The organism is Pseudomonas sp. W2Jun17, assembly GCF_023127795.1.
Classification (GTDB): Bacteria; Pseudomonadota; Gammaproteobacteria; order Pseudomonadales; family Pseudomonadaceae; genus Aquipseudomonas; species Aquipseudomonas synxantha_A.
In genome coordinates, this window is the sequence record NZ_SPKO01000031.1 from 21,778 (window position 1) to 41,753 (window position 19,976).

20 protein-coding genes are annotated in these 19,976 nt (G+C 60.7%); 18 read left to right on the forward strand and 2 right to left on the reverse strand.

Annotation, left to right across the window (positions count from 1 at the left end; translation table 11 throughout):
- Positions 1-48: 48 nt before the first annotated feature.
- Both E4O98_RS19055 and E4O98_RS19060 read left to right on the forward strand, forming a co-directional pair.
- Positions 49-1,035 (forward strand): XdhC family protein, encoded by a 987-nt coding sequence (locus E4O98_RS19055; RefSeq protein ID WP_248135985.1) that lies wholly within the window; start codon positions 49-51, stop codon positions 1,033-1,035.
- On the forward strand, positions 1,032-1,616 hold the full coding sequence (locus tag E4O98_RS19060) for a nucleotidyltransferase family protein (protein WP_032879853.1): 585 nt from the start codon (positions 1,032-1,034) through the stop codon (positions 1,614-1,616). Before E4O98_RS19055 ends, E4O98_RS19060 begins: the two co-directional genes overlap by 4 nt.
- A gap of 80 nt (positions 1,617-1,696) precedes the next feature.
- Here E4O98_RS19060 and rne read toward each other — a convergent pair whose 3' ends face one another.
- Positions 1,697-4,843: a ribonuclease E gene (gene rne / locus E4O98_RS19065; RefSeq protein WP_218276558.1), complete on the reverse strand. Its 3,147-nt coding sequence runs from the start codon at positions 4,841-4,843 to the stop codon at positions 1,697-1,699.
- 766 nt (positions 4,844-5,609) lie between these two features.
- Between rne and rluC the strand changes: the two genes are divergently transcribed.
- Genes rluC through E4O98_RS19080 form a run of 3 tightly spaced genes read left to right on the forward strand, consistent with a single transcriptional unit; the run spans position 5,610 to position 8,223 of the window.
- On the forward strand, positions 5,610-6,569 hold the full coding sequence (gene rluC, locus E4O98_RS19070; protein ID WP_005790558.1) for a 23S rRNA pseudouridine(955/2504/2580) synthase RluC: 960 nt from the start codon (positions 5,610-5,612) through the stop codon (positions 6,567-6,569).
- Complete coding sequence (locus E4O98_RS19075) at positions 6,556-7,218, forward strand: HAD-IA family hydrolase (RefSeq protein WP_223019106.1); 663 nt, start codon at positions 6,556-6,558, stop codon at positions 7,216-7,218. The genes rluC and E4O98_RS19075 overlap by 14 nt, the downstream gene beginning before the upstream one ends.
- Before the next feature lie 21 nt (positions 7,219-7,239).
- Positions 7,240-8,223, forward strand: a complete 984-nt coding sequence (locus E4O98_RS19080) for a S49 family peptidase (protein ID WP_248135987.1) — start codon at positions 7,240-7,242, stop codon at positions 8,221-8,223.
- 72 nt (positions 8,224-8,295) lie between these two features.
- Here E4O98_RS19080 and E4O98_RS19085 read toward each other — a convergent pair whose 3' ends face one another.
- Positions 8,296-8,874 (reverse strand): nucleoside triphosphate pyrophosphatase, encoded by a 579-nt coding sequence (locus E4O98_RS19085; RefSeq protein ID WP_032879859.1) that lies wholly within the window; start codon positions 8,872-8,874, stop codon positions 8,296-8,298.
- A 105-nt stretch (positions 8,875-8,979) separates the two neighbouring features.
- Here E4O98_RS19085 and E4O98_RS19090 point away from each other — a divergent pair, with 105 nt between their 5' ends.
- From E4O98_RS19090 to E4O98_RS19150, 13 genes are all read left to right on the forward strand, one after another.
- The gene (locus E4O98_RS19090) at positions 8,980-9,510 is read left to right on the forward strand and encodes a YceD family protein (protein WP_005790551.1); all 531 of its coding nucleotides are present in this window, start codon (positions 8,980-8,982) and stop codon (positions 9,508-9,510) included.
- A gap of 13 nt (positions 9,511-9,523) precedes the next feature.
- Positions 9,524-9,706 (forward strand): 50S ribosomal protein L32, encoded by a 183-nt coding sequence (gene rpmF, locus E4O98_RS19095; protein WP_003179396.1) that lies wholly within the window; start codon positions 9,524-9,526, stop codon positions 9,704-9,706.
- A 4-nt stretch (positions 9,707-9,710) separates the two neighbouring features.
- Positions 9,711-10,721, forward strand: a complete 1,011-nt coding sequence (gene plsX / locus E4O98_RS19100) for a phosphate acyltransferase PlsX (RefSeq protein WP_032879860.1) — start codon at positions 9,711-9,713, stop codon at positions 10,719-10,721.
- A gap of 126 nt (positions 10,722-10,847) precedes the next feature.
- Positions 10,848-11,786 carry an ACP S-malonyltransferase gene (gene fabD, locus E4O98_RS19105; RefSeq protein WP_032879861.1) on the forward strand — a complete coding sequence of 313 codons (939 nt, stop codon included), beginning with the start codon at positions 10,848-10,850 and terminating at the stop codon, positions 11,784-11,786.
- Between the two features lie 24 nt (positions 11,787-11,810).
- Positions 11,811-12,554 (forward strand): 3-oxoacyl-ACP reductase FabG, encoded by a 744-nt coding sequence (gene fabG, locus E4O98_RS19110; RefSeq protein ID WP_005790544.1) that lies wholly within the window; start codon positions 11,811-11,813, stop codon positions 12,552-12,554.
- A 191-nt stretch (positions 12,555-12,745) separates the two neighbouring features.
- Positions 12,746-12,982, forward strand: coding sequence for an acyl carrier protein (gene acpP, locus E4O98_RS19115; RefSeq protein WP_003175607.1), 237 nt, complete (start codon positions 12,746-12,748; stop codon positions 12,980-12,982).
- 128 nt (positions 12,983-13,110) lie between these two features.
- Positions 13,111-14,355 carry a beta-ketoacyl-ACP synthase II gene (gene fabF / locus E4O98_RS19120; protein WP_005790527.1) on the forward strand — a complete coding sequence of 415 codons (1,245 nt, stop codon included), beginning with the start codon at positions 13,111-13,113 and terminating at the stop codon, positions 14,353-14,355.
- On the forward strand, positions 14,355-15,170 hold the full coding sequence (gene pabC, locus E4O98_RS19125) for an aminodeoxychorismate lyase (protein ID WP_078822094.1): 816 nt from the start codon (positions 14,355-14,357) through the stop codon (positions 15,168-15,170). Before fabF ends, pabC begins: the two co-directional genes overlap by 1 nt.
- A gap of 1 nt (position 15,171) precedes the next feature.
- Positions 15,172-16,293, forward strand: a complete 1,122-nt coding sequence (gene mltG / locus E4O98_RS19130) for an endolytic transglycosylase MltG (RefSeq protein ID WP_032879863.1) — start codon at positions 15,172-15,174, stop codon at positions 16,291-16,293.
- A 19-nt stretch (positions 16,294-16,312) separates the two neighbouring features.
- Positions 16,313-16,945 carry a dTMP kinase gene (gene tmk / locus E4O98_RS19135; protein ID WP_228308859.1) on the forward strand — a complete coding sequence of 211 codons (633 nt, stop codon included), beginning with the start codon at positions 16,313-16,315 and terminating at the stop codon, positions 16,943-16,945.
- The gene (locus tag E4O98_RS19140; protein WP_248135989.1) at positions 16,938-17,927 is read left to right on the forward strand and encodes a DNA polymerase III subunit delta'; all 990 of its coding nucleotides are present in this window, start codon (positions 16,938-16,940) and stop codon (positions 17,925-17,927) included. Before tmk ends, E4O98_RS19140 begins: the two co-directional genes overlap by 8 nt.
- Before the next feature lie 63 nt (positions 17,928-17,990).
- The gene (locus tag E4O98_RS19145; RefSeq protein WP_248129068.1) at positions 17,991-18,776 is read left to right on the forward strand and encodes a TatD family hydrolase; all 786 of its coding nucleotides are present in this window, start codon (positions 17,991-17,993) and stop codon (positions 18,774-18,776) included.
- 444 nt (positions 18,777-19,220) lie between these two features.
- The gene (locus E4O98_RS19150) at positions 19,221-19,886 is read left to right on the forward strand and encodes a TetR/AcrR family transcriptional regulator (protein ID WP_032879867.1); all 666 of its coding nucleotides are present in this window, start codon (positions 19,221-19,223) and stop codon (positions 19,884-19,886) included.
- The last annotated feature ends 90 nt before the right edge of the window (positions 19,887-19,976 follow it).

The following is a 19,976-nucleotide window of genomic DNA, read 5'->3' on the forward strand; positions in this document are numbered from 1 at the left end:
TTTGCTTTACAGTAAACGACGATTTTTCAACGCTGGCAGGAAGGTTTGATGGACAGTGTGGATTTGAATGTCCTGCGTAGCGTCCTGGAATGGCGCCGCGCCGGGCAGCGCGTGGTGCTGTACAGCGTGGTACAGACCTGGGGCAGCGCGCCGCGCCCTCCGGGGGCGATGCTGGCCTTGCGTGGCGACGGTGTGGTCATTGGTTCTGTGTCCGGAGGCTGCATCGAAGATGACTTGATCGCACGCCTGCAGGACGGGCGGCTGGCGGACGACGGACCACCAGTGCAGCTGGTGACCTACGGCGTCACCCGCGACGAAGCGGCACGTTTTGGCTTGCCGTGTGGCGGCACGCTGCGCCTGACCGAAGAGCGGATGGATGATTGGGCCTGGGTCGAGCAACTGTTGGCGCGCTGTGAAGACCACCAAGTCGTCGCACGTGAATTGAACCTGGCCACGGGCGCGGTAACCCTGAGCGCTGCGAGCAAGACTGATGTGGTGAGCTTCGACGGCGAACGCCTGCGCGCCATTTACGGCCCGCGCTGGCGGCTGCTGCTGATCGGCGCCGGGCAACTGTCGCGCTACGTCGCCGAAATGGCGCGCTTGCTGGATTTCGAAGTGCTGATCTGCGACCCCCGCGAAGAGTTCGTCTACGGCTGGGAAGAGCAACATGGCCGCTTTGTACCTGGTATGCCCGACGAGGCGGTGTTGAACATCCACACCGATGAGCGCACGGCCATCGTTTGCCTGACACATGATCCGCGTTTGGATGATATGGCGCTGCTGACGGCGCTGAACTCCGCTGCGTTCTACATCGGCGCCCTGGGTTCGCGGGTCAATACCCAGAAGCGCCGGGAGAACCTGGCGGCGCTGGGCTTGTCGGCGGATGCGATTGCGCGCTTGCACGGGCCGATTGGTTTGCATATCGGCAGCCATACACCGGCGGAGATTGCCCTGTCGTTGATGGCGGAAATTGTCGCGATCAAGAACGGCGTGGCACCGATGCAGAAAAAGCCCCTGGCGGTAGCGGCGCAGTGACCGTTACAGCGATTGTGCTGGCAGCGGGGCAGGGCAGTCGCTTTCGCGCCGAAGCCGGGGCGGATCAAGACAAGTTACTGGCTGCTTGCGTGGGGCTGGATGGCGTTATCCGGCCGGTCATCGAGCAGGTGCTGCGCAACTTGCCTGAGCGTGTTGTAACGCGCTGGCTGGTGACGTCGCCGGGGCGCGGGGAGGTTATCCGCCTGGCAGAGGCTTATGGCTGTCAGGTTGTACTGCTGGACTCGAGCGGGATGGGCGACAGCATTGCGGCCGCGGTCAAGGCCAGCGGTGCAGCGGATGGGTGGCTGGTGGTGTTGGGGGATATGCCGTTTATCCAGTCATCGAGTATCGAGCGGGTTATTGCCAGCGTGGAGGGCATCACTGTGCCGGTATCTGCCGGGCAGTATGGGCACCCGGTGGCTTTCGATCACACGTTTGGGCCGGCGCTGATGGCTCTGAGTGGGGATCGTGGGGCCAAGCCGTTGTTTGCACAAACACAGGTGCGAGAGGTGCAGGTAGATGATCCTGGTGTGCTTTGGGATGTCGATGTGCCGCAACGGTTGAGTTTTACTGCAGGTTAAGTGTGGGAGCTGGCATTCCAAGTAGCCATAAAAAAGCCCCGCCTGATTGCTCAGGCGGGGCTTTTTAGTGGCGGATGGAATCAGACGAGGGGTTTAGGCTCTTCTTCCACGGCCTTGTGCTCTACCGCCTGGGCAGCCGCTGCGGCAGCTGCTTCGGCTTCCTTGCGACGACGACGCACTTCACGCGGGTCGTTCGGCGCACGGCCATTTTCGGTAAGGGCGCTGGCAGGTGCAGCTTCAACCACTGGTGCAGCCACTTCGGCAACCACTGGGGCTTCAACTTCAACCACGGGTGCGGGCTCCACAACCGGCGTCGGCTCAACCACTGGGGCTGGCTCGGCGACGACTTCAGCAACCGGCGTCGGCGCTTCTTCTACCGCAGGGGCAGGCGTTGGCGCTTCAACCGGGGCAGCTGGCTCGGCGGTCCACTGGAAGGCGGTCTGTTCTTCGCGAACTTCACGCACAACCGGGGCGGCTTCTTCGGCAACCGGTGTTTCTACAGCCACTTCAACCACTGGCGCAGGCTCGATAACCGGTGCGGGCTCAACAGCAACCACTTCGGTTTCTGGCTGTGCGTCGCGAACCGGAGCAACTTCCACTTGCGCAACCACTGGGGCTTCGATAGGGGTCGTGGCTTCAACAACTGGCGCTTCCACAACCGGCGCTTCAACCACTGGGGTCTGGACAACGGGTGTTTCTACGGCAGCAGTTTCTTCGACAGCGGCGGTAGCACGCTCGGCTTGCTCGTGAGCCTGGGCTTCAGCAGGTGCGCTGATGACCGAGCTGGCGACGGCAGCGGTAACGGCCAAGCCGGCAGCCAGTTCGGCGCCCGTTGGTTCGTTGCTGGCCGCTTCTGCGTTTTCGCCGGCTTCTTCCGAGCCTTCGATCACGTTGCCGTTGGCGTCACGCTGACGCTCACGACGGTTGCTGCGACGACGCTGGCCACGGGAGCGGCGGCGTGGACGATCGCCTTCGGCGTTGTCCTGGCCGTCTTCCTGCAGTTGCTCTTCGCCGGTCAGTACTTCTTCTTCGCTGGCGGCAGCGGCTTGCTCGGCGCGTGGTTGACGCTCTTCACGCGGCGGGCGCGGCTGGCGCTCTTCACGTGGGGCACGCTCTTCACGCGGCTGGCGCGCCGGGCGTTCTTCGGTGGTTGCGGCAGTGGCAGCAGCGACGGCAGGTGCCGCATCCAGCGGCTCGCGCAGTTCACGCACACGCTCTTCACGCTCGCCCCGCGGCTTGCGATCTTCGCGCGGGGCACGCGGGGTACGTGGTGCGCGCTCTTCACGCGGTGCACGTTCTTCACGGGCTACGGCCGGGGCTTCTTCACGGGCTTCGCGAGGAGCGCGCTCTTCACGGGGGGCGCGTTCTTCACGCGGTGCACGTTCTTCGCGTGGCTTGCGTTCTTCGTCACGGCGGCCGTTGCGGTTGCGGCTCTGCTGGCGGCCGTTGCGACGCTCTTCGTTGCGCGCCGGGCGCTCGGTGGCAGGCTTTTCAACCACAACCGGGGCGGCAGGCTCTTCCTTGGTGGCGAACAGGCTGACCAGCGACTTCACCAGGCCCTTGAACAGGCTTGGCTCAGGCAGGGCGGCCGGTGCGGCAACCGGTGCGGCGGCTTCGGTCGGGACCGGTGCGTTGGCACGTGCCGGTGCAGTCTTGACGGCGGCTTCCTGGCGAACCAGGGTGCGGGTCGCGGCCGCTGGCTGAACTTCTTCCACTTCGGCCGCGGCAGCAGCGATTTCATAGCTGGACTGCCCGCTATGGGCTTCCGGGCTGTCATCACGCAGGCGCTGTACTTCGAAGTGCGGCGTCTCGAGGTGATCGTTCGGCAGGATGACGATACGAGCACGGGTGCGCAGTTCGATCTTGGTGATCGAGTTGCGTTTTTCGTTGAGCAGGAAGGCGGCAACCGGAATCGGCACTTGTGCGCGAACTTCGGCGGTGCGGTCTTTCAGGGCTTCTTCTTCGATCAGGCGCAGGATTGCCAGGGACAGCGATTCAACGTCACGGATGATGCCGGTGCCGTTGCAACGCGGGCACACGATACCGCTGCTCTCACCCAGGGACGGGCGCAGGCGCTGACGGGACATTTCCAGCAGGCCGAAGCGCGAGATGCGGCCGACTTGCACGCGAGCGCGGTCAGCTTCCAGGCATTCGCGGACTTTCTCTTCCACGGCGCGCTGGTTCTTGGCAGGGGTCATGTCGATGAAGTCGATCACGATCAGGCCACCGATGTCACGCAGGCGTAGCTGGCGGGCGATTTCTTCAGCCGCTTCCAGGTTGGTCTGCAGGGCAGTTTCTTCGATGTCGCTGCCTTTGGTCGCACGTGCCGAGTTGATGTCGATGGACACCAGGGCTTCGGTCGGGTCGATGACGATGGAGCCGCCGGAAGGCAGTTCGACTACGCGCTGGAAGGCGGTCTCGATCTGGCTTTCGATCTGGAAACGGTTGAACAGCGGCACGCTGTCTTCGTACAGCTTGATCTTGCTGGCGTACTGCGGCATCACCTGGCGGATGAAGGTCAGGGCTTCGTCCTGGGCCTCAACGCTGTCGATCAGCACTTCGCCGATGTCCTGGCGCAGGTAGTCGCGGATGGCGCGGATAATCACGTTGCTTTCCTGGTAGATCAGGAACGGCGCGGAACGATCCAGGGACGCTTCCTTGATAGCGGTCCACAGTTGCAGCAGGTAGTCGAGGTCCCACTGCATTTCTTCGCTGCTGCGGCCCAGGCCTGCAGTGCGAACGATCAGGCCCATGTCGGCCGGTGCGATCAGGCCGTTCAGCGCTTCGCGCAGCTCGTTGCGCTCTTCGCCTTCGATGCGACGGGAGATACCGCCGGCACGCGGGTTGTTCGGCATCAGGACCAGGTAACGGCCAGCGAGGCTGATGAAGGTGGTCAGGGCGGCGCCCTTGTTGCCACGTTCTTCTTTCTCGACCTGGACGATGACTTCCTGGCCTTCGCTCAGGACGTCCTTGATGTTCACGCGGCCTTCGGGGGCTTTCTTGAAGTATTCGCGGGAGATTTCTTTGAGGGGCAGGAAGCCGTGGCGCTCGGAGCCGAAATCGACAAAGGCAGCCTCAAGGCTTGGTTCGATGCGAGTAATACGGCCTTTATAGATGTTGGCCTTCTTTTGCTCGCGTGCACCGGATTCGATGTCCAGGTCGTAGAGGCGTTGGCCATCTACCAGTGCAACACGCAACTCTTCGGGTTGAGTCGCGTTAATCAGCATTCTTTTCATGTTGTACCGTCGGTTTCCGGGCTGCCGGAAACGGCGTTCGGCACACACGACTTCTCACGGTCGGTGTCAGGTGCGTCAAGAGTGGTTGGCCACTCCAGTGTCCAGCAAAACCTGCCAATTGGGCCGGTATCGCGACGGACGCGTCCTGCTCGTTAGCGGTGGTGACAAAGGCACCACTTCAACAAAAGCTAAGGTCAGGAGGAGGAATCAACCGGCGACTGTGGACGAGATGAAGCGTCTGAAACAAGCCTAGTGCTACACAGTCCGACGGTTGTGCATCTCCACCCTACACGTATCCCTGATAATTCGGGTGCTGCCGCGCGCAGAATCCGCAGCGGGTTGGCATTTACCGTGGGCTCCAATGGGGAGTCCACGCTCATGGCTAAACAAGACTAGGTGTGGGCGACTGCGCTCTCACTCAGCTCTTAACAGGCGTTGTTTCCGAAGCATCTGCCATGGTCTGGCTCAAGACTGACTGCACTTTGTGAACTGGCCGTAAATATCGGCGCAAAACGCGAGTATTCACTCTGCTTTTTGCACTCGCTTCAGGCCTCATGTCACCTGCGCTTGTTACAATCCCGAGCCTTCCAAGGTGGCCGAAGCCCCGTAGGACGGCCTCGCGTCCTGATGAATTGCGATGGTCAGGGCCGGCAATTTGCCGCATGTCCTCTGCCCAGGCCGCTTTTGGCGGCGTTCGCGACTATAGCAGCAATGATTAAGTGCTTCAATTCCATAAAAAATTGTTATCATCGCGGCCATGACGACTACCACCCCCCCGACCCCCAGCGTCCAGCTGCTTGAGGTCTCGCCGGAATATGCCGGCCAACGCATCGACAATTTTCTCCTGGCCCGGCTCAAAGGCGTGCCCAAGACCTTGATTTACCGCATTTTGCGTAAAGGCGAAGTGCGCGTGAACAAGGGGCGGATCAAGCCTGAGTACAAGTTGCAGGCGGGCGATATCGTCCGTGTGCCGCCCGTGCGCGTGCCTGAGCGCGACGAGCCTGTGCCCCTGGCCCAGGGGCTGTTGCAGCGCCTGGAAGCCTCGATTGTCTTCGAAGACAACAAGCTGATCGTGATCAACAAGCCGTGCGGCATCGCAGTTCACGGCGGCAGTGGCCTGAACTTCGGCGTGATCGAAGCCTTTCGCCAGTTGCGCCCGGATGCCAAGGAGCTGGAGCTGGTCCATCGCCTGGACCGTGACACCTCCGGCCTGTTGATGATCGCCAAGAAGCGCAGCATGTTGCGCCACCTGCACACCGCCCTGCGTGGCGACGGTGTGGACAAGCGCTACATGGCGCTGGTGCGTGGCAATTGGGCCAGCTCGATCAAGAGCGTTCGTGCACCGCTGCAAAAGAGCAACCTGCGTTCCGGTGAGCGTATGGTCGAGGTGGACGAGGAGGGCAAAGAAGCCCTGACCCTGTTCAAGGTACTGCGCCGCTTCGGCGACTTCGCCACCATGGTCGAAGCCAAACCGGTCACTGGTCGTACTCACCAGATACGCGTGCACACCCTGCACGCAGGGCACTGCATTGCCGGTGACACCAAGTACGGTGATGAAGGTTTCTCCAAGGAGATCCGCGATCTGGGCGGTAAGCGTCTGTTCCTGCACGCCTACATGCTCACTGTGCCGCTGCCCGATGGTGGCGAGCTGAAATTGCAGGCGCCGGTCGACGAGATGTGGGCCAAGACCGTGGAGCGTTTGAGTGTCGCACCCTGACTACAAACTGCTGATCTTCGATTGGGATGGGACGCTGTGCGATTCCATTGGTCGGATTGTCGAGTCGATGCATATGGCTTCGACTCGCTCGGGTTTTGAGTTGTGCAGCGACATCGCGGTCAAGGGCATCATTGGCCTGGGCTTGCCTGAAGCAATCCGCACGCTTTACCCGCAAATTGCCGACGACGAGCTGATAGCGTTCCGCGAGCACTATGCCGATCACTACATTGCGCTGGAGGCCGAGCCTTCGCCGCTGTTCGACGGTGTGGTGCAGTCGCTGGAGGCCTTGCGTGCCGAGGGCTATCAGCTGGCGGTCGCCACCGGAAAAGCCCGTCGCGGGCTGGATCGGGTGCTCAAGGCGCATGGCTGGGAAGACTATTTCGACATTACCCGTGCGGCTGATGAAACCGCCAGCAAGCCCCATCCTCTGATGCTGGAGCAGATCCTGGATCATTGCGGTGTATCGCCGCGCCAGGCATTGATGGTGGGTGATGCGTCTTTCGACCTGATGATGGCGCGCAATGCTGGCATGGACAGCGTGGCGGTCAGCTATGGCGCCCAGGCTGCCGAGGCGTTGCAGCAATACGAGCCGAGGCTCACGATTGATCATTTTTCTGAATTGCAGGCCTGGCTCAGCCGGGCCCGATAAGTCTTTGCTGGGGTTGATGGCATGAGTGACGAGTGGAAAGCGCCCGAAAAGGCCGAAAGCAGTGATGATAAAAGCTGGAAGCTGCTGGAGAAGACCCTCCTGGCCAGTGTCCAGGAACAGCGTCGTTCGCGGCGCTGGGGGATTTTTTTCAAGCTGCTGACCTTTGTTTACCTGCTTGGGATGCTGGCGCTGTTCAGTCCGCTGATGGATATGGAAAAAAGCGCTACCCGCGGTAGTCACTACACCGCCCTGATTGAGGTGCGCGGTGTGATTGCCGACAAAGAGCCCGCGAGTGCCGACAATATCGTCACCAGCCTGCGCGTCGCCTTCGAAGACCCCAAGGTCAAGGGCGTGATCCTGCGTATCAACAGTCCTGGCGGCAGCCCTGTGCAGTCGGGCTATGTGTATGACGAGATTCGCCGGCTGCGCGCACTCCATCCGGATACCAGGCTCTACGCGGTAATTTCCGACCTGGGCGCCTCGGGGGCTTATTACATCGCCAGTGCCGCTGACCAGATCTATGCCGATAAGGCCAGCCTGGTGGGCTCCATTGGTGTGACGGCGGCCGGTTACGGTTTTGTCGGCACCATGGAGAAGCTGGGGGTGGAGCGTCGCACCTACACCTCGGGTGAGCACAAGGCGTTCCTGGATCCTTTCCAGCCGCAAAAGGCGGATGAAACCGCGTTTTGGCAGAGCGTGCTCGATACCACTCATCGCCAGTTCATTGCCAGCGTCAAGCAGGGCCGTGGTGACCGGTTGAAGGATAAGGATCATCCGGAGTTGTTCTCCGGGTTGGTGTGGTCGGGCGAGCAGGCATTGCCGCTGGGCTTGATTGACGGATTGGGTAGTGCCAGCTCGGTGGCGCGGGATGTGGTTGGCGAGAAGGAGTTGGTGGATTTTACGGTCGAGGAATCGCCGTTTGATCGCTTCTCCAAAAAGCTCGGCGCCAGCGTGGCTGAGAAGCTTGCGCTGTACATGGGCTTCCAAGGCCCGACGCTACGCTGATACCCCGAGCCTGCTGTAGATCAAAAGGTGGGAAGGGGGCTTTCTCCCTCCCACATTTGGCCGGTGGTGTATTTAAGGGATTTGCACGCCCTCAGCGAGCAGCATATCCACCAGCCGAATCAGCGGCAGCCCGACAAGGCTGGTCGCATCCGGCCCTTCGGTGCTTTGGAACAGGCTCACGCCCAGCCCCTCGGCCTTGAAGCTGCCCGCGCAGTCATAGGGCTGCTCGATCCGCAGGTAGCGCTCAATACGCTCTGCATCCAGCTCGCGCATGGTTACCGTGAAAGGCACGCAGTCGACCTGGCAATGCCCTGTGTTGCTGTTGAGTAGTGCCAGCCCGGTAAGAAAGCTCACACGCTTGCCACTGGCCGCCAACAACTGTTCGCGGGCGTTTTCAAAGGTGTGAGGCTTGCCGATGATCCGGCCTTCCAGTGCAGCGACCTGGTCAGAGCCAATGATTAAATGGCCAGGATGGCTGGCGGCGAGGGCGCGGGCTTTTTCTTCGGCCAGGCGCTTTACCAGTTCGATGGCGGATTCGTCCGGGCGGTGGCTTTCGTCGATATCCGGCGAGCTGCAGGTGAAAGGCAGGTGCAGGCGGCTCAGTAATTCCCGGCGATAAACCGAGCTGGACGCGAGTAATAAAGGCAGCATATACGTCTCCTCAAGGCAGTCACCGATTCTAGCGACGCGACCGGCTGACGCACAGGGCTGAATTTCCTTTGACATGGCTGGGTGCATCCCTATAATGCTGCGCCTATGTTGAATGACCCGATTCCACCTCACGTTGACCCGCGCAAATTGGCTGATCGTGGCACCACCCTTCAAGGTGAAGTGCTGCTGGCCGATTTGGAGAGACTCTGCGACCCGCTTTCCGACACTGTCGGTACGGTGCAGGCTAAATTCGTTTTTGAACGAGATGAACGTAAGTCTGTGGTAATCCACAGCTTTATCGACACCGAAGTCAAAATGGTTTGCCAGCGTTGTCTTGAGCTGGTCACCCTGCCGATCCACAGCGAATGCAGTTATGCTGTGGTGAAAGAGGGTGCGAATACCCAGTCGTTGCCGAAAGGTTATGACGTGCTGGAACTGGGCGAAGATCCATTGGATCTGCATGCACTGATCGAGGAGGAGCTTTTGCTCGCCTTGCCCATTGTGCCTGCTCATCATCCGGAAGAATGCCAGCAGCCGGAGGGTCTCGATGACGAGGCCGAGCCGAGCGAGGACGAGGTAACGCGGTCCAACCCGTTCAGTGTATTGGCGCAGTTAAAGCGTGACCCAAACGTTTAGGAGTTAATCAATTATGGCTGTTCAGCAGAACAAAAAATCCCGCTCCGCCCGTGACATGCGCCGTTCGCACGACGCTCTCGAGGCTAGCACCCTGTCCGTGGAAAAGACCACTGGTGAAGTTCACCTGCGTCACCACGTATCGCCAGAAGGCGTATACCGTGGCCGTAAAGTGATCGACAAGGGCGCTGACGAGTAATCACTTGTCTGCCCAAGTCATCGCGATTGACGCAATGGGCGGGGACTTCGGTCCCCGCAGCATTGTTCAGGCCTGCATTGCCAGCCTGTCTGCTACGCCCTCGCTGCACCTGACCCTCGTCGGTCAACCTACCCTTCTTGAAGAACTGATTGCCAGCCATCCGGCGGTGGATCGTGCGCGCCTGACCATTACGCCCGCCAGCGAAACCATCAGCATGGATGAAAAGCCGGCCGCAGCCTTGCGCGGCAAGCCCGACTCTTCAATGCGTGTGGCTCTTGAGCTGCTGCGTGATGGCAAGGTGCAAGCCTGTGTCAGTGCCGGTAATACAGGGGCGTTGATGGCCTTGTCGCGGCATGTGCTCAAGACCTTGCCGGGTATCGACCGCCCGGCGATGGTGGCGGCGATCCCGACGCAGAAGGGCTATTGCCAGTTGCTGGACCTGGGCGCCAATGTCGATTGCAGTGCCGAGCACCTGTTGCAGTTCGCCGTGATGGGCTCGGTGGCCGCTGAAGCGCTGGGCGTAGCCCGGCCAAGGGTTGCCCTGCTGAATATCGGCACCGAGGACATCAAGGGCAACCAGCAGGTCAAGCTGGCCGCCACGTTGTTGCAAGGCGCGCCGGGCTTGAACTACATAGGTTTTGTCGAAGGTGACGGCTTGTACCGTGGTGAAGCCGACGTGGTGGTGTGTGACGGGTTTGTCGGCAACATCCTGCTCAAGTCGAGCGAGGGCTTGGCAACCATGATTGCCACGCGTATCGAAGCCTTGTTCAAGCAGAGCCTGGTATCGCGCATGGTCGGTGCCCTGGCGCTGCCGTTGATGCGCCGCTTGCAGGCCGACCTGGCACCGGCACGGCACAACGGAGCGAGCTTTCTCGGCTTGCAGGGCATTGTGGTCAAAAGCCACGGCTCGGCCGGCGTGCAGGGGTTTCAAAGTGCGATTGCGCGGGCGTTGATCGAGATACAGGAAAACCTGCCGCAACGCCTGCACGGCCGTCTTGAGGATCTGTTGCCTTAGGCGAATTGGTCCGGGAGTGCTTAAATGTGACCGGCCAGTTCAATTGACCATCCAATCTGTCAGTTTCGCGCGCTCCCACCGTTGGAGTGCGCATTTTTGACGACCAGATCATTAGGGGCTTGTTACATGTCTACATCCCTCGCATTCGTCTTTCCAGGGCAGGGTTCGCAGTCCCTCGGCATGTTGGCCGAGCTGGGCGCGCAATACCCGCTGGTCCTGGATACCTTCAAGGAAGCTTCCGATGCCCTGGGTTACGACCTGTGGGCGCTGACCCAGCAGGGGCCGGAAGAGCAGCTCAATCAAACCGATAAAACCCAGCCGGCCATTCTGACCGCTTCGATCGCCCTGTGGCGCTTGTGGCTGGCAGAAGGTGGGGCGCGTCCGGCATTTGTTGCCGGGCACAGCCTGGGCGAATACAGCGCCCTGGTGGCGGCGGGCAGTCTGACCCTTGGTGAAGCGGTCAAGCTGGTCGAGCGTCGTGGCCAGTTGATGCAAGAAGCCGTTCCGGCCGGGCAGGGCGGCATGGCCGCGATCCTGGGCCTGGATGATGCGGTGGTAATCGAGGCCTGCGCCGAAGCGGCGCAAGGTGAGGTGGTCAGCGCGGTGAACTTCAACTCCCCGGGGCAGGTGGTGATCGCCGGCGCCAAGGCGGCTGTTGAGCGCGCCATCGAAGGCTGCAAGGCCCGGGGTGCCAAGCGTGCACTGCCGTTGCCGGTGAGCGTGCCGTCCCACTGCGAACTGATGCGCCCGGCTGCCGAGCGCTTTGCCGAGTCTATCGCGGCCATCAACTGGCAGGCGCCGCAGATCCCGCTGGTGCAGAACGTCAGCGCGGCCGTGGCTGCCGACCTCGACACCCTCAAGCGCGACCTGCTGGAGCAACTGTACAAGCCGGTGCGCTGGGTTGAATCGGTCCAGACCCTGGCTGCCAACGGCGCCAACGAGTTGGTCGAGTGCGGCCCGGGCAAAGTCCTGGCCGGCCTGAACAAGCGCTGCGCCGACGGTGTGTCGACCGCCAACCTCAATACCCCTGAAGCCTTCGCTGCCGCTCGCGCGGCACTGGCCTGAATCCCGTACTTAGGAGAAGCCTGCATGAGTCTGCAAGGTAAAGTTGCACTGGTTACCGGCGCTAGCCGTGGCATTGGCCAGGCCATCGCCCTGGAGCTGGGCCGTCAGGGCGCCGTTGTGATCGGCACCGCCACTTCCGCCTCGGGCGCCGAGCGTATCGCCGCGACCCTGAAGGAAAACGGCGTGCAGGGCACCGGCCTTGAGCTGAATGTGACCAGCGATGAGTCCGTGGCTGCCGTATTGGCCGAGATCACTGCACAGTTCGGTGCGCCGGCGATTCTGGTGAACAACGCCGGTATCACCCGTGACAACCTGATGATGCGCATGAAAGACGACGAGTGGTACGACGTGGTCGATACCAACCTGAACAGTCTGTTCCGCCTGTCCAAGGGTGTTTTGCGCGGCATGACCAAGGCGCGTTGGGGCCGAATTATCAATATTGGCTCCGTAGTGGGTGCCATGGGCAACGCAGGCCAAGTAAACTACGCTTCCGCCAAGGCCGGTCTGGAAGGTTTCAGCCGTGCACTGGCACGTGAAGTCGGTTCGCGGTCGATTACGGTCAACTCGGTGGCCCCAGGGTTCATCGACACCGATATGACCCGCGAACTGCCGGAAGCACAGCGTGAAGCGTTGCTGACGCAGATTCCGCTGGGCCGTCTGGGCCAGGCTCAAGAGATCGCGAATGTGGTCACTTTCCTGGCATCCGACGGTGCGGCATACGTGACTGGGGCTACAATCCCGGTGAACGGCGGGATGTACATGAGTTAAATTGTGACGGATCGCTTCAAAAAAATGTCATACGAGCTGTCTAAAATCCGTTATAAAGCTGCAACTTAATTTATAGGCAGGTGGCCGACCGGGTACAGGGTGAAGCTTTCAGTTGAAAAGCTGAAATGGCTTTCTATACACTTACCCACTGGCCAGCTGCCTGAATTTGTCCATTAGGAGTTAAACAAGGTATGAGCACCATCGAAGAGCGCGTCAAGAAAATCGTTGCCGAGCAACTGGGCGTTAAGGAAGAAGAAGTGGTCAACACTGCTTCCTTCGTAGAAGACTTGGGTGCCGATTCCCTTGACACCGTTGAGCTGGTGATGGCTCTGGAAGAGGAATTCGAGACCGAAATCCCGGACGAAGAAGCTGAAAAAATCACTACTGTTCAAGCTGCCATCGACTACGTTACCAGCCACCAGGCGTAATAGTTTGTAGTCGTCGCTTGCTGTCAGGGAAAAACCGCACTGCTGTAACGGCGTGCGGTTTTTTCTTTAGGCGGTGATGAAAAGTAAGCTGCGAATCGAAGTGTCGTCATTAGAAAAAGGAGAGTGCTGTGTCGCGTAGACGCGTCGTAGTCACCGGTATGGGTATGTTGTCGCCACTGGGTACGGATGTGCCGAGCAGTTGGCAGGGCATTCTGGCTGGCCGCAGTGGTATTGGTCTGATCGAACACACGGACCTTTCTGCCTATTCCACCCGTTTTGGCGGCTCGGTAAAGGGCTTCAATGTCGAGGAATATCTCTCGATCAAAGAATCCCGCAAGCTCGACCTGTTCATTCAATACGGCTTGGCAGCCGGTTTTCAGGCGGTGCGCAACGCCGGCCTGGAAGTCACCGACGCCAACCGTGACCGCATCGGCGTGGCCATGGGTTCGGGGATTGGCGGTTTGACCAATATCGAAGAAACCAGCCGCACGCTGCACGATTCCGGCCCGCGTCGAATTTCACCGTTCTTCGTGCCCGGCTCGATCATCAATATGATTTCCGGCTTCCTGTCCATCCACCTGGGTGCACAAGGGCCTAACTACGCCATCGCAACGGCGTGCACCACGGGCACCCACTGCATCGGCATGGCGGCGCGCAACATCGCTTATGACGAAGCGGATGTGATGATCGCCGGTGGCGCTGAAATGGCCGCCTGCGGCCTGGGCATGGGTGGCTTCGGTGCATCCCGTGCGTTGTCGACCCGCAATGACGAGCCCACCCGAGCCAGCCGTCCGTGGGACAAGGGCCGTGATGGCTTCGTGCTGTCTGACGGCGCCGGTGCCCTGGTGCTGGAAGAGTTGGAGCACGCCAAGGCGCGTGGCGCCACCATCTACGCCGAGTTGATCGGCTTTGGCATGAGCGGCGATGCCTATCACATGACGTCGCCACCGTCCGACGGTGCCGGTGCTGCGCGCTGCATCACCAATGCACTGCGCGATGCGAAGGTCAACCCTGACCAGGTGCAGTACATCAACGCCCATGGTACTTCGACGCCGACCGGCGACCTGGCGGAAGCCGAAGCCATCAAGTCGGTGTTCGGTGAACATGCCTACAAGCTGGCGGTCAGTTCCACCAAGTCCATGACCGGCCACCTGTTGGGTGCGGCGGGCGCGGTCGAGGCGATCTTCAGTGTAATGGCGATCAAGGATCAGGTCGCTCCGCCGACCATCAACCTTGATGAGCCGGACGAAGGCTGCGACCTGAACTTCGTGCCCCACGAAGCGCAACCGATGCCGATCGACGTGGTGATCTCCAACTCGTTCGGGTTTGGTGGCACCAACGGCTCCCTGGTGTTCCGCCGGTTTGCCGAGTGATGCACAGCTGGGTCGACGGTCAGCCGGCGGGCAGCGTGCCCCTGAAAGATCGTGGCCTGGCGTATGGCGATGGGATATTCGAGACCATCGCCGTCAAGGCCGGGCAGCCGTTGCTGCTCGACCGTCACCTGCAACGCCTGGAAGAGGGTTGCAGGCGCTTGGCACTGGTGGCGGATCACGGGTTGATTCGCAACGAAGTGCTTGGCTTCGCCGCCGCGCTGGGTGACGGTGTCCTCAAGTTGATCCTCACCCGTGGCGACAGCCTGCGCGGTTATGGCATCAACCCTGGCGCCCCGGTGCGTCGTATCTTGCAGGGCAGTGCGCCCGCTATTTACCCGCCCGCCCATGCAATCGAAGGCATCCGCCTGTTCCCCTGTACCACGCGCTTGGCTGAGCAGCCGCTGCTGGCCGGTCTCAAGCACCTCAACCGCCTGGAGCAAGTGATCGCCCGTGCCGAATGGCAAGATACCGAACATGCCGAAGGCTTGATGCTGGATATGTCCGGGCGGGTGATCGAAGGCGTGTTCAGCAACCTGTTCCTGGTGCGCAACGGCTTGTTACTAACCGCTGATCTGACCCGTTGCGGCGTGGCCGGGGTGATGCGCGCCGAGCTGCTGGCCCAGGCACAAGCGCTGGGCGTCCCGGTGGTCGTGGCCGACATCAATATTGAGCAGTTGCAGCAGGCCGATGAAGTCTTTGTCTGCAACAGCGTATATGGCATTTGGCCGGTGCGTGGATGCGCTGCGATGAGCTGGCCGGTTGGGCCGCTCACCCGTAAACTGCAGGGTATTGTTCGCGCGCTATTGGATATTTGAGTTGATACGAAAACTGGTGTTACTGCTGCAGATCAGCCTGGTCTCGGCAGCGTTGCTCGTGGGCTTTTCGGCCTGGAAACTCGACTCTGCCCTCAAGCAGCCCCTGAAGCTGCCTCAGGAGCAGTTGCTCGACGTGCCGGCTGGCGCTACCCCAACGGGTACTTTCAATCGTCTGGAAGCCGACGGTGTACTCGACGATGCATTCTGGTTACGCCTGTACTGGCGCTTCAACCTTGAAGGCCAGCCACTGCACAGCGGCGAATACCGCATGACACCCGGCCTCACTGCCGAAGGCTTGATCGGCCTGTGGCAGCGCGGCGAGGTGGTGCAATACAGCCTGACCCTGGTGGAGGGCTGGAATTTCCGCCAGGTGCGCACCGCCCTGGCCAAGCATGAAAAAATCGTTCAGACCCTTCCTGGCCTGACTGACAGCGAAGTGATGGACAAGCTCGGCCATGCGGGTGAGTTTCCGGAAGGGCGTTTCTTCCCTGACACCTACCGTTTTGTACGCGGCATGACCGATGTCGAATTCCTGAAAAAAGCCTACAACCGCCTGGACGATGTGCTCGCCCAGGAGTGGAGCAAGCGTGCCGACGATGCGCCGTACACCGACCCTTATCAGGCACTGATCATGGCGTCCCTGGTGGAAAAGGAGACCGGCGTGCCGCAAGAGCGTGGGCAGATTGCCGGTGTGTTCGTGCGCCGCATGAAGATCGGCATGATGCTGCAGACTGATCCCACCGTGATTTACGGCCTGGGTGAGCGCTACAACGGCAAGTTGACCCGCGCCCACCTCAAGGAAGCCAACCCCTACAACACCTATATGATCGCCGGCCTGCCGCCCACGCCTATTGCGATGGTCGGTCGCGAGGCGATCCATGCAGCGCTGAACCCGGTGCCGGGCAGCAGCCTGTATTTTGTCGCCCGTGGCGACGGTAGCCATATTTTCTCGGATAACCTGGATGCCCATAATGCCGCCGTGCGCGAGTTCCAGCTCAAGCGGCGTGGCGATTACCGCTCCAGCCCGGCGCCGGTGGTGAAACCGCTGGAAGATGCAACCGCACCTGCCGAGGCACCGATTGAGCCCGCGCCGGACAGTACCGCGCCGCAAAGCCCGCAATGACTCTGACTAAGGACTGCCTGTGACTGGCTTGTTTATTACCCTGGAAGGCCCGGAAGGTGCCGGTAAAAGCACGAACCGCGACTACCTGGCCGAGCGCCTGCGTGCGCAGGGCGTCGAAGTGGTGCTGACCCGCGAGCCGGGCGGTACGCCGCTGGCCGAGCGTATACGCGAAGTGCTGTTGGCCCCGGGTGATGAGCCAATGAACCCGGACACCGAGCTGCTGCTGGTATTTGCCGCCCGAGCCCAACACCTGGCCGAAGTGATTCGCCCCGCGCTGGCACGCGGCGCCGTGGTGATTTGTGATCGGTTCACGGATTCCACCTACGCCTACCAGGGCGGTGGCCGAGGCTTGTCAGTAGAGCGTATCGCCACCCTTGAAACCTTCGTACAGGGCGATGTGCGTCCGGATTTGACCCTGCTGTTCGATCTGCCCGTGGAAGTGGGTATGGCCCGCGCCAGCGCTCGCGGTCGCCTGGATCGTTTCGAACTGGAAGGCCCGGTATTTTTCGACGCGGTGCGCAGCGCTTTCCTGCAGCGCGCCAAGGCTGAGCCGGCGCGTTATTACCTGCTCGATGCGGCGCAGCCGTTGAACCAGGTGCAACAGGCCATCGACGCGCTGTTGCCGACTCTGCTGGAGCGCACTCGTGGCTGAGTCCTACCCGTGGCAGGACAGCCTGTGGCAGCAACTGGCCGGTCGTGCCCAGCACGCCCATGCCTATTTGCTGCATGGTCCCGTGGGCATCGGTAAACGTCACCTCGCCGAGCGCTTGATGGCTAGCCTGTTGTGCCAGCGCCCGGTCAATCTGCAGGCGTGTGGCGAGTGCAAATCCTGCCTGCTGCTCAAGGCTGGCAGTCACCCGGACAACTATGTGCTGGAGCCCGAGGAAGCCGACAAGGCGATCAAGGTCGACCAGGTACGCGACCTCGTCAGCTTCGTAGTGCAGACCGCGCAGATGGGCGGGCGCAAAGTGGTGCTGATCGAGCCAGTCGAGGCGATGAACATCAACGCCGCCAACGCCTTGCTCAAAAGCCTTGAAGAACCGTCCGGCGACACCGTGCTGTTGCTGGTGAGCCATCAGTCCAGCCGTTTGTTGCCGACGATTCGCAGCCGCTGCGTACAGCAGGCGTGCCCGTTGCCGAGCGAGGCCATGAGCCTGCAATGGCTGGCGCAGGCGTTGCCGGAGTGCACCGAGCAGGAACGGGTCGAGTTGTTGACCCTGGCGGCCGGTTCACCCCTGGCAGCCGTGAAGCTGCAAGCCCAGGGCGTGCGTGAGCAACGAGCACTGGTTGTGGAGGGTGTGAAGAAGCTGCTCAAGCAGGAGCTGTCCGCCACGCAACTGGCCGAAAGCGCCTGGAAGGATATTCCCCTGCTGCTGTTGTTCGACTGGTTCTGCGACTGGTCCAGCCTGATCCTGCGCTACCAACTGACCCAGGATGAAAACGGCCTTGGCCTGGCGGATATGCGCAAGGTGGTGCAATACCTGGCGCAGAAAAGTGCCCAGGACAAAGTGCTGAACATCCAGGACTGGATTCTTGCTCAGCGCCAGAAGGTACTCGGCAAGGCCAACCTCAACCGCGTGCTGTTGCTTGAGGCGCTGCTGGTGCAGTGGGTTAGTCTGCTCGGGCGCCGTTAATTTTCGGGGCCGACAGGTGTATGGTTGGCCAGACCCTTTTCGTGAATTAAGCCCTGACTTCCTATGCTCGTAGATTCCCATTGCCATCTTGATCGCCTTGACCTTGCCCAGCACGGCGGTTCCCTCGACGCCGCCCTTGAAGCTGCACGCCAGCGTGGGGTAGGGCACTTTCTGTGCATCGGCGTCAGCGCTGAAAACGCCGGTGACGTCAAAGCCCTGGCTGATCGCTACGCCGATGTGGATTGCTCGGTGGGCATCCACCCGCTGGACCTCAAGCCCGGCGAAGCCCCGGCTCTGGATTGGCTATTGGGCGAACTCAACCATCCACGGGTGGTGGCCATTGGCGAAACCGGCCTGGACTACCACTACGAGCCTGAAGCCGCCGAGTTGCAGCAGGCCTCTTTCCGCCTGCACTTGCAAGCCGCCCAGCAGACCGGCAAGCCGGTGATCGTCCACACCCGGGGTGCCCGCGCCGATACCTTGACCTTGCTGCGCGAAGCCGCGCTGCCGCAGGCCGGTGTGTTGCATTGTTTTACCGAAGACTGGGACATGGCCAAGGCTGCTCTGGACCTGGGGTTCTATATTTCCCTGTCGGGTATCGTCACCTTTCGCAACGCCGACGCGCTGCGCGACGTGGCTCGCCAAGTGCCAGCCGATCGCCTGCTGGTGGAAACCGACTCGCCGTACCTGGCACCTATTCCCCATCGCGGCAAGCCAAACCTGCCTGAATATGTGCGTGACGTGGCCGATTACTTGGCGATGCTGCGCGGCGAGTCGTACGAGCGCTTCGCCGAGCAGACCACCGAAAACTTCAAACGCCTGTTTCCGTTGGCTCATGTAGCCGGATAGCACGGCTGAATCGCAGGCAAAAAAAACCCGGGTTCTGGGGGGTGAATCCGGGCTAAGACCATTAGGAGTAAAACAAGGGCACGCAGTCCGTCGGTACCCAGGTCGTCGCGTCACTTGGGGGAGATGTCGCGGCGACAGTTGAAGTATTGATCAGTATCCGATTCAGTCCAGTCAGATCTGATCGTTTTTTAAACAGATTTGGAATACGCCCGCTTAGCTTGAGTTCTCATTGAGCAGGTGGGCAGCTTCAAGTGGTGCGTCTATTTCTGACTGATATCGATAAAAACGTTGGCGTATTGAAAGTTAAGTGCATCGCGGGTTCACATAGACATTGCCCAACGACCGTTCAGTCGGGATAATCCCTCGCATCGGGTAAATCGTATCGCCACGTATCTGTGGCCCTGCGCAACCCTCCCTATTCCGACCTTTGCAGACTTCTTCCTCATGCACAAAGAACCCCGTAAGGTCCGTGAGTTTCGCCGCCGTGAGCAGGAAATTCTCGACACCGCACTCAAGTTATTCCTCGAACAGGGCGAAGACAGCGTCACGGTAGAGATGATTGCGGATGCCGTGGGTATCGGCAAGGGCACCATCTACAAGCACTTCAAATCCAAGGCCGAGATCTACTTGCGCCTGATGCTCGACTACGAGCGCGACTTGAACGAGCTGCTGCACTCGGCCGATGTCGACAAGGACAAGGAAGCGCTGTCTCGCGCTTACTTCGAATTCCGTATGCGTGACCCGCAGCGCTACCGCCTGTTCGACCGCCTGGAAGAGAAGGTGGTCAAGGGGCACCAGGTGCCGGAAATGGTCGAGGAGCTGCACAAGATCCGCGCCTCGAACTTCGAACGCCTGACCCTGCTGATCAAGGGGCGCATCAGTGAAGGCAAGCTTGAAGACGTGCCGCCGTATTTCCACTACTGCGCCGCCTGGGCCCTGGTGCATGGCGCCGTGGCGCTGTATCACTCGCCGTTCTGGAGCAATGTGCTGGAGGACCAGGAAGGTTTCTTCCAGTTCCTGATGGACATCGGCGTGCGCATGGGTAACAAGCGCAAGCACAGCACTGAACTGCCTGGCCCTGAAAAAGGTGATGAGACCCCGGCTACGTAAGTTATTCGCTGCAGTGATGGGGCAATGATTTACTGCCAGGGGTATTAACCCAGGAATATACTCAGGCAAGGACCTTGCTAAAAGCTGATT

Bases quoted from the DNA above. Each gene is read 5' to 3' on its own strand.
- E4O98_RS19055 (WP_248135985.1), top strand. From the start codon at position 49: ATGGACAGTGTGGATTTGAATGTCCTGCGTAGCGTCCTGGAATGGCGC.
- rne (WP_218276558.1), bottom strand. From the start codon at position 4,843: ATGCTGATTAACGCGACTCAACCCGAAGAGTTGCGTGTTGCACTGGTA.
- rluC (WP_005790558.1), top strand. From the start codon at position 5,610: ATGACGACTACCACCCCCCCGACCCCCAGCGTCCAGCTGCTTGAGGTC.
- E4O98_RS19080 (WP_248135987.1), top strand. From the start codon at position 7,240: ATGAGTGACGAGTGGAAAGCGCCCGAAAAGGCCGAAAGCAGTGATGAT.
- E4O98_RS19085 (WP_032879859.1), bottom strand. From the start codon at position 8,874: ATGCTGCCTTTATTACTCGCGTCCAGCTCGGTTTATCGCCGGGAATTA.
- E4O98_RS19090 (WP_005790551.1), top strand. From the start codon at position 8,980: ATGTTGAATGACCCGATTCCACCTCACGTTGACCCGCGCAAATTGGCT.
- rpmF (WP_003179396.1), top strand. From the start codon at position 9,524: ATGGCTGTTCAGCAGAACAAAAAATCCCGCTCCGCCCGTGACATGCGC.
- fabD (WP_032879861.1), top strand. From the start codon at position 10,848: ATGTCTACATCCCTCGCATTCGTCTTTCCAGGGCAGGGTTCGCAGTCC.
- fabG (WP_005790544.1), top strand. From the start codon at position 11,811: ATGAGTCTGCAAGGTAAAGTTGCACTGGTTACCGGCGCTAGCCGTGGC.
- acpP (WP_003175607.1), top strand. From the start codon at position 12,746: ATGAGCACCATCGAAGAGCGCGTCAAGAAAATCGTTGCCGAGCAACTG.
- pabC (WP_078822094.1), top strand. From the start codon at position 14,355: ATGCACAGCTGGGTCGACGGTCAGCCGGCGGGCAGCGTGCCCCTGAAA.
- E4O98_RS19145 (WP_248129068.1), top strand. From the start codon at position 17,991: ATGCTCGTAGATTCCCATTGCCATCTTGATCGCCTTGACCTTGCCCAG.
- E4O98_RS19150 (WP_032879867.1), top strand. From the start codon at position 19,221: ATGCACAAAGAACCCCGTAAGGTCCGTGAGTTTCGCCGCCGTGAGCAG.